4 protein-coding genes and 1 rRNA gene are annotated in these 8,055 nt (G+C 48.8%); 1 reads left to right on the top strand and 4 read right to left on the bottom strand.

The annotated features are described in order from the left end of the window. A 23S ribosomal RNA gene (locus MHM93_RS17805) occupies positions 1–1,397 on the top strand; the annotation flags it as partial. Positions 1,398–1,819: 422 nt separating this feature from the next. Here MHM93_RS17805 and MHM93_RS17800 read toward each other — a convergent pair. From MHM93_RS17800 to uvrD, 4 genes are all read right to left on the bottom strand, one after another. Beyond that, positions 1,820–2,653 carry a chemotaxis protein gene (locus tag MHM93_RS17800; protein ID WP_239450054.1) on the bottom strand — a complete coding sequence of 278 codons (834 nt, stop codon included), beginning with the start codon at positions 2,651–2,653 and terminating at the stop codon, positions 1,820–1,822. Positions 2,654–2,726: 73 nt separating this feature from the next. Continuing rightward, a complete protein-coding gene (locus tag MHM93_RS17795; RefSeq protein ID WP_239450053.1) occupies positions 2,727–3,809 on the bottom strand; it encodes an ABC transporter substrate-binding protein in 1,083 nt (360 codons plus the stop codon). Positions 3,810–3,817: 8 nt separating this feature from the next. After that, positions 3,818–5,881: a GNAT family N-acetyltransferase gene (locus MHM93_RS17790; protein ID WP_239450052.1), complete on the bottom strand. Its 2,064-nt coding sequence runs from the start codon at positions 5,879–5,881 to the stop codon at positions 3,818–3,820. After that, positions 5,859–8,024: a DNA helicase II gene (gene uvrD, locus MHM93_RS17785; RefSeq protein WP_239450051.1), complete on the bottom strand. Its 2,166-nt coding sequence runs from the start codon at positions 8,022–8,024 to the stop codon at positions 5,859–5,861. The genes MHM93_RS17790 and uvrD overlap by 23 nt, the downstream gene beginning before the upstream one ends. Positions 8,025–8,055: the final 31 nt, after the last annotated feature.

Here is an 8,055-nt window from a genome sequence, read left to right as displayed (position 1 = left end):
TAAGGCTGAGAGTCGAGACGACACTCTACGGAGTGGAAGCTGTTGGTGCCATACTTCCAGGAAAAGCCTCTAAGCTTCAGTCTATATCGAATCGTACCCTAAACCGACACAGGTGGTCAGGTAGAGAATACTAAGGCGCTTGAGAGAACTCGGGTGAAGGAACTAGGCAAAATAGTACCGTAACTTCGGGAGAAGGTACGCCCACATTAGGTGAAGGACCTGCGTCTGGAGCTGAAGTGGGTCGCAGTGACCAGGTGGCTGGGACTGTTTATTAAAAACACAGCACTGTGCTAAATCGTGAGATGACGTATACGGTGTGACACCTGCCCGGTGCCGGAAGGTTAATTGATGGGGTTAGACTTTGTCGAAGCTCTTGATCGAAGCCCCGGTAAACGGCGGCCGTAACTATAACGGTCCTAAGGTAGCGAAATTCCTTGTCGGGTAAGTTCCGACCTGCACGAATGGTGTAACCATGGCCACGCTGTCTCCACCCGAGACTCAGTGAAATTGAAATCGCAGTGAAGATGCTGTGTACCCGCGGCTAGACGGAAAGACCCCGTGAACCTTTACTACAGCTTGGCACTGAACATTGAGCCTACATGTGTAGGATAGGTGGGAGGCTTTGAAGTGGTTACGCCAGTAATCATGGAGCCATCCTTGAAATACCACCCTTGTATGTTTGATGTTCTAACGTTGGCCCCTGAATCGGGGTTGCGGACAGTGCCTGGTGGGTAGTTTGACTGGGGCGGTCTCCTCCCAAAGAGTAACGGAGGAGCACGAAGGTTGGCTAAGTACGGTCGGACATCGTACGGTTAGTGTAATGGTAGAAGCCAGCTTAACTGCGAGACAGACACGTCGAGCAGGTACGAAAGTAGGTCATAGTGATCCGGTGGTTCTGAATGGAAGGGCCATCGCTCAACGGATAAAAGGTACTCCGGGGATAACAGGCTGATACCGCCCAAGAGTTCATATCGACGGCGGTGTTTGGCACCTCGATGTCGGCTCATCACATCCTGGGGCTGAAGTCGGTCCCAAGGGTATGGCTGTTCGCCATTTAAAGTGGTACGCGAGCTGGGTTTAGAACGTCGTGAGACAGTTCGGTCCCTATCTGCCGTGGGCGTTTGAGAATTGAGAGGGGCTGCTCCTAGTACGAGAGGACCGGAGTGGACGAACCGCTGGTGTTCGGGTTGTTTTGCCAAAGGCATTGCCCGGTAGCTACGTTCGGAATCGATAACCGCTGAAAGCATCTAAGCGGGAAGCGAGCCTCGAGATGAGTTCTCACTTGGCGTTAAACGCCACTAAAGGGCCGTTGAAGACGACAACGTTGATAGGCAGGATGTGGAAGCGCTGCAAGGCGTTAAGCTAACCTGTACTAATTACCCGTGAGGCTTAACCATACAACGCCAAAGTGGTTTGTATGTGACTGTTTAAGCCGAACTCAGAAGTGAAACGGAACTGCGCCGATGATAGTGTGGGTTCGCCCATGTGAAAGTAGGTCATCACCAGGCTCCTAATTAGAGAGACCCGTTGCATTAGTGCAGCGGGTTTTTTTATGCCTGTAGGCCAGGCTTCAGCCTTGCGTCACCCTAGTCAGGGTAAACCCTGACCCACAACACAACCAAACAACAGCAGAGACCCACACCCGTAGGCAAGGCTTCAGCCTTGCAGCACCCTAGTCAGGATAAATCCTGACCCACAACAGAACTAAACAACAGCAGAGCCCCTCACCCGTAGGCAAGGCTTTAGCCTTGCATTATCCCAATCAGGGAAAAATCCTGACCGACAACACAGCAACCTAGCCAGGATAAACCTCTACTGTTCAGAATAATCCATATGCGGGCGTTTCTTCTGGACTGTGAGAAAGGTGTTCAGGCCTAAAAATAGCACTGGGCTCTATGATCACTGAGTGACTATCGCCGAGCTTTATTAATCCGGCCATCATATGTTTGGTTTCATTATCTATATTGAACCCAACCGACGTTAATTCACTTAATGACTTAATATCATCTTGCTCTACACTGATACTGTCTTCCACTCTGTCTATAAGCAAACCAATATAGGGGTTTAGACCATCTTTAGTGGTAAAAACGATGATAGGCTTATAGTTGTATAAGATCTGATCTTTGGCGGTTTCTAATAAGCGATTGAGGTGAGCAAAGCTGTGATGCTTTTCATAGCTCAATATTTCACGCCCTTGTTCTTGTGTGGCAGTGCGCACCAATTTAGCTTGCTCTAATAGACGCTGATGGCTGTCACTTAAGCGCTGTAGGATATCTTTTAGGTCACTGTCGTGGGCGTGCATATTGTGGTACCAGCGCACAAACTGACGAATATCATCGTCGTACTCGTTGGTCATGGCTTGGGTATTTTCTACGGCGTTCTCCAGCGCTGTAAACCACGTTTTATTTAATGTAATAAACTGGTCCAACTTATGCGCCAAGTTTGCATTACTCTGCTTCGTGGAGATACCATTGAGCATAATACCTAAATCGAATACCGGTGTTGGTATATCCATATAGTCTTTAACCCCTAGAAACGCTTTGTGCTCATTAGGAAGACTGGTGAGGTTATCGTCGTAACGCTCAGTGAGTAAGATATCAAGGATCTTTAAAGAGATGGTTTTAGCGCCAATACGAAAATTAACAAAGTCCATAAAAGTCTAAGAGTTGCCCGCAATCGTTATTCTAAAGCTTAGTCTAGATAGACTTTTTAACCAGCAAATACAGTTAATTAAGTGGAACGATGTAACTATTCTCACCAACGGGCTTTGAAAGCTTGAAGAGTGTTGCAAGCTGTGGATCTTGAGAGCTGATGAGTGCGCCATTTTGAGCAATGCAGGATGACATAGGGGCTTGCCTTTGCTGGCAGAATTCAGCAATCAGTGTCATCGCATAAGCATTTAAGTAACCTTCAAAATGTAAGCGATTGGCGTTACTCATGCCTGCGGCGGAGAAATCCCGCCGAAAGGCTTCACATAGGGGTTGCTGACACGTGTTAGGGTCGGCCACTACCTCTGTGACTATAGCTCGAGAGCTTTGCTTAAGGTGAGGCCGTAATGCACTTTCGGAAGTAAATGACATTGCCGCGAACCAAGGTTCCTGCCCTTGTTCTGCTGCGGTATTTATAAACTCAGCAACCGGAACGTAGGTTCCTATCAACACGATGGCATCAAGACGCAGAGGCAAAAGCTTCTTTAGCGCGATGGCTAAATCTTGTGTATTGCGCCGAAATCGTGCCGTTTGTTTAACAGCTAACCCTTTGCTGGCTAGTGCTTTTAGGGTGCTAGACCCTGCTTCGAGACCAAACTCATCAGCCTGAATAACTATCCCCACACTTTTTACACCTCGATCTTTAAAGTACTGGGCATGAGCCATAGCCTCATCGTCGTAGCTAGTACGCAGATTAATAACATTGGATGTTTCTAGGTTGCGCAGAAAAGCTGCTCCAGAGTAGGGAAATAATAGCGGGACTTGGTGTTTGGAAATTAAATCGACGATGGCTGCAGTAGTCGGTGTCCCCATATAGCCAAACAGGGCATCGACCTTTCTTTGTGTGATGAACTCATGGGTATTGGCCACAGTATTAATTGGTTCATAACCATCATCCAAGACCGTCAGGTTGATGATGGTATCACTGTGTCTATTATGATTATCAAAGTAGAGTTGGGCGCCAATCTTAAGTGCCTTACCAATTTCTTGTGCGGGGCCGGTGAGTGCACATGACATGCCCAAACTCAGAGATTGCTTTTGCTTCGTCGCCACGGGCATTGCAACGTCAAGGGTGAGCGAAAGCAGTAGAGCACTGAGCATGCTGATCCTTAGGTTAGTATTAGTGAAGCTAAAGCTATTAATACCTTATTAGTCTGCTTTTTGCTTTGCTGCAAATCAACCACCCGCTTATTTATACCTAAGGTATGCAAGATAAGCGCTTGGGCTTCATCGTCCACGTTGAACAGCAATGACCAATTACCTGCGATTGCGCGGTACAGGGCTCCGTAGCATAGGTTCAATGGTATCTCATTATTCACAAAGCGAGTTAGACAAAGCCTGTCCGCTTCGGTGAGTGGCCTTGTTGGCGCTTCTTTTAACAGCTGTAATGTTAACTTTGGTGCTATGTCATTAAAGCAGTGGCTTAGCAACAGTGGCATATCTTGGCACCAGCTCTGACTCAGAGTCGCAACACTCGAAGCACCGAGGCTATTGAGACTTTTTACCATTAATACACTATGTTCGCCACTGACATGGTCGCGTTTACTACCTAGTTTGATAGTGTGGTAGTTGGCCGATTGCCAAAACGCAAGCAGCGCTGCATGCGCGCCAAAGCTAGTACCAATAACCGCTACCTGCGACTGCCTTAAGTCTTCCTCAATAAAGGACAACAATAAATGGCCCAACCCTTGATGATGCAGCTCAGGCACAATGGCGATGCGCACTATGCGTGCATAACTTAGTTGTCCGAGCTGTGCGTCACCGGACATATTAATCATACTTTGCGCTAATAGATGGCCCTGAGGACGGCGCTGGCCGATGGCAATTGAGCTTGATATATCCTGATCTAACTCCCCCTCCATGCTGACAAGCGCCACGCCGATAACCTTGGCGCTATCCCGGCAGATATAAAGGTGTTGTGACGGTGCATCAAGCAGTTGCCGCAAATCGTTGGCGGACGTCTGGTAGTGAGCGAGTACCAATAAGGAAAAGCATTGCTCAAGTAAGGCGGCATCAGTCAGCAAGCTATGGGCTGGCACTTTAAGCAGCTCCACCTCGCTGTTGTCCACCCTTTGTGCGGGCACCGGTGTGCGCATATCCAGTAACAGCAGTCGGTTGATGCTTTGCTCTAGTGGATCGCCGTTAGCAAAACGTATGGGGGTAACCATATTGAAGGTGCGGTGATTCTTATAGGCTTTTTTCAAGAAGTCTAAAAATCGCAATGTATAGCCGCGACCGCTGCCTTCATAGCCGGCCATAGTGCTGGCAAATACAACCCGAGGATAAAGCGTTAAGAGTTGCTTTAGTATCGGAATGGGTATGGTGGCCGCTTCATCAACAAATAACACGTCACATTGCGGCTGCTCACTGATTAATTTATCCGGCGGCATAAATCGTACATTAGCCAGTTGATTGCCGTTGTCTGCATCGAGTTGTGTCTGCTCTGCTAAGTGCTTAAAAGCGCTGTCGAGGGAGCGGCGCTGAATGGCACAGAGGATAATATCTTTGTCAGGCAGTTTCGCGGCACTTATGCCAAGCGCTGCTGATTTCCCGCGACCCCGATCAGCACTGAGCACCAAGGGCCGGTGGGCACGCCCTGTGGCTGTTTTGATGATCAACTCTATAGCTTTCTCTTGCTCGCTGTAGTCCTGAGAACTCGCGGTCGTGTAAGCTAGCGATTGATAAGTAAGGGCTTGGTGAGTTTGCGTTGATTGACAGAGGCTAAGTGGCTTACAGTCGACTAATTGTTGCTCAAACCAGCGCCAAAACAAGCAACTCTCGGGTTGAGGGTGGCCATAAGGCAGAATTTTATTGATACCAGGGTCGACAAAGTCGTGGGTATTTTCTGGCAGCATAACGACCATTAGGCCCCCGGCTTTAACAGTGCCAGCGGCTGCAGCTACCTTATCGGCATAAAAGCCGCTGTAGCAATCGTAGGCAACAAAGCTATGCTCTTGTCCAAGAACTTGGTGCAGATGCTCCGGCCATTGGTTATCAACACAGTGGTTAGATTTACTTAAAGTGAGCCAGTCGCTGCCGGTATCCTGTTGCAAATATTGCAGTTGCTGTGCGCACCATGACGGCTCACCCCGCAGCAGCAGCAGTTGCCGCCAACGCCGCTGGTTTAAGCCACTCAGTAACGAGGCTAGCTCAGATTGCTTGTAAGCGCGCATAAGCGGTGACCAACCATTTGCTACCAACATCGTCGAAGTTTACTTGTACCCGTGATTGCGGGCCAGCTCCTTCGTAGTTAAGCACGGTACCCTCACCAAACTTAGCATGGATAACTCGCTGGCCGAGACTAAAGCCGCTGTCGGCAAACGCTGCTTGAGTCAATGAAGGGCTAAAGCGGTTAGCTTGTTGTGGCGCTGAGATTTTTGTTTTAACGCGGATCTCCTCTACACAGTCTTCCGGCATTTCTCGTAGGAACCGTGACGGGCTGTGATACTTTTCTTGGCCATATAAGCGCCGGCTTTCAGCGTGGGTAATATAGAGTTTATCCATAGCTCGGGTCATGCCCACATAACATAGGCGGCGCTCTTCTTCTAAGCGACCACTTTCCTCTTGGCTTTGTTGTGACGGGAACATGCCTTCCTCTACACCGACCATAAATACCAATGGAAACTCTAAGCCTTTGGCGGAGTGCAGAGTCATCATTTGTACCGCGTCTTCGTGTTCTTCGGCTTGACCCTCTCCGGCCTCTAAAGAGGTATAGGCTAAAAAGCCTTGCAGTGGTGAGGAAAACTCTTCATCAACGGGTAATTCATATTGCTCGCAAGCGTTAATAAGCTCTTCTAAGTTTTCCACGCGAGCACGGCCTTTTTCGCCTTTTTCGGCCTGATACATGGCCATCAAACCGGTATTCTCTATGGTGTATTTTGCCTGCTCTGCAAGGGTCAACTCAGCAATACGCTGCTCCACATCCTCAACCAACTCAATAAAGCGATTGACTGCTGTGGCGGCGCGACCAGACAAATGTTTCTGCTCTAAAATAGCCTTGGCGGCATACCATAATGGCAGCGACTCGGCTCGGGCACAGTCACGAATATGACTGAGCGTCTTATCGCCAATGCCTCGAGTTGGGGTGTTGATCACACGCTCAAAGGCGGCATCATCTTGACGATTACTCACCAGGCGCAAATAACATAATGCATCTTTGATTTCTTGGCGCTCGAAGAAGCGCATGCCGCCATAAATACGGTACTTTAACCCCTCTTGTAACAAGGCTTCCTCTAAGACTCGAGATTGCGCATTGTTACGGTAAAGAATTGCGGTATCGGTTAGCGCATTGCCTGCATCCATCCAGGTTTTTATTTTGCCAACAATAAAGCGCGCTTCATCTAGCTCATTAAAAGCAGCATAAATGGAAATAGGCTCGCCTTGATTGCCGTCGGTCCACAGATTTTTACCCATGCGTTCTGCGTTATTCTCAATCAGAGAGTTCGCCGCTTTCAAGATGGTGGCAGTCGAGCGGTAATTTTGTTCAAGACGAATGGTTTCGGCGTCGAAGTCGTCTAAAAAGCGTTTGATATTCTCGATACGGGCACCACGCCAGCCATAGATACTTTGATCATCATCGCCGACAATCATCATGCTGTTGGTATCGCCTGCGATCAGTGCTAGCCAGCGGTACTGAATGGTATTGGTATCTTGAAACTCATCCACCAGAATATGCGCAAAGCGCTGTTGATAATGGCGCAGCAAAGTGGGGTTTTGCTGCAGTACCTCGTAGCAGCGCAACAGTATTTCTGCAAAATCGACCAGTCCAGCGCGATCGCAAGCTTCTTGGTAAGCTGAGTATACACGCAGCAATAGCTGCTCGTTGACATCATAGGCTTGAATGTCACCCGGGCGCAGGCCCTCATCTTTTTTGGCGCTGATATACCACGCAAGGTGTTTGGCTGGCCACTTCTTCTCATCAATATTCATGGCCTTGAGTAAGCGGCGGATCATTCGCTGTTGATCATCGCTATCAAGAATTTGAAAAGACTCAGGTAGCTTGGCTTCGCGGTGATGGGCGCGCAAAATACGGTGTGCCAAGCCGTGGAATGTGCCTACCCACATGCCGCCAACAGAGCCTTGAATGGTCTGCTCGACACGAGCACGCATCTCTTTTGCGGCTTTATTGGTAAAGGTTACGGCGAAGATGCTAAAAGGCGAGGCTCCTTCAACTTGAGTAAGCCAAGCGATGCGGTGCACCAAGACTCGGGTTTTGCCCGAGCCAGCTCCTGCTAATACCAGCATATTTTGCAACGGCGCTGCTACCGCCTCGCGTTGCTTGTCGTTTAAGCCATCAAGTAATTCAGATACATCCATCGCCGCTTTCCACCTGTCATAATTGCCACCA

It is taken from the genome of Pseudoalteromonas sp. MM17-2 (assembly GCF_022347945.1).
Classification (GTDB): Bacteria; Pseudomonadota; Gammaproteobacteria; order Enterobacterales; family Alteromonadaceae; genus Pseudoalteromonas; species Pseudoalteromonas ruthenica.
This window is presented reverse-complemented; position numbering and strand designations above follow the sequence as displayed.

What these genes read in the sequence shown, in the direction of transcription:
- uvrD (WP_239450051.1), bottom strand. Translation starts at nt 8,024, where the DNA reads ATGGATGTATCTGAATTACTTGATGGCTTAAACGACAAGCAACGCGAG.
- MHM93_RS17790 (WP_239450052.1), bottom strand. Translation starts at nt 5,881, where the DNA reads ATGCGCGCTTACAAGCAATCTGAGCTAGCCTCGTTACTGAGTGGCTTA.
- MHM93_RS17795 (WP_239450053.1), bottom strand. Translation starts at nt 3,809, where the DNA reads ATGCTCAGTGCTCTACTGCTTTCGCTCACCCTTGACGTTGCAATGCCC.
- MHM93_RS17800 (WP_239450054.1), bottom strand. Translation starts at nt 2,653, where the DNA reads ATGGACTTTGTTAATTTTCGTATTGGCGCTAAAACCATCTCTTTAAAG.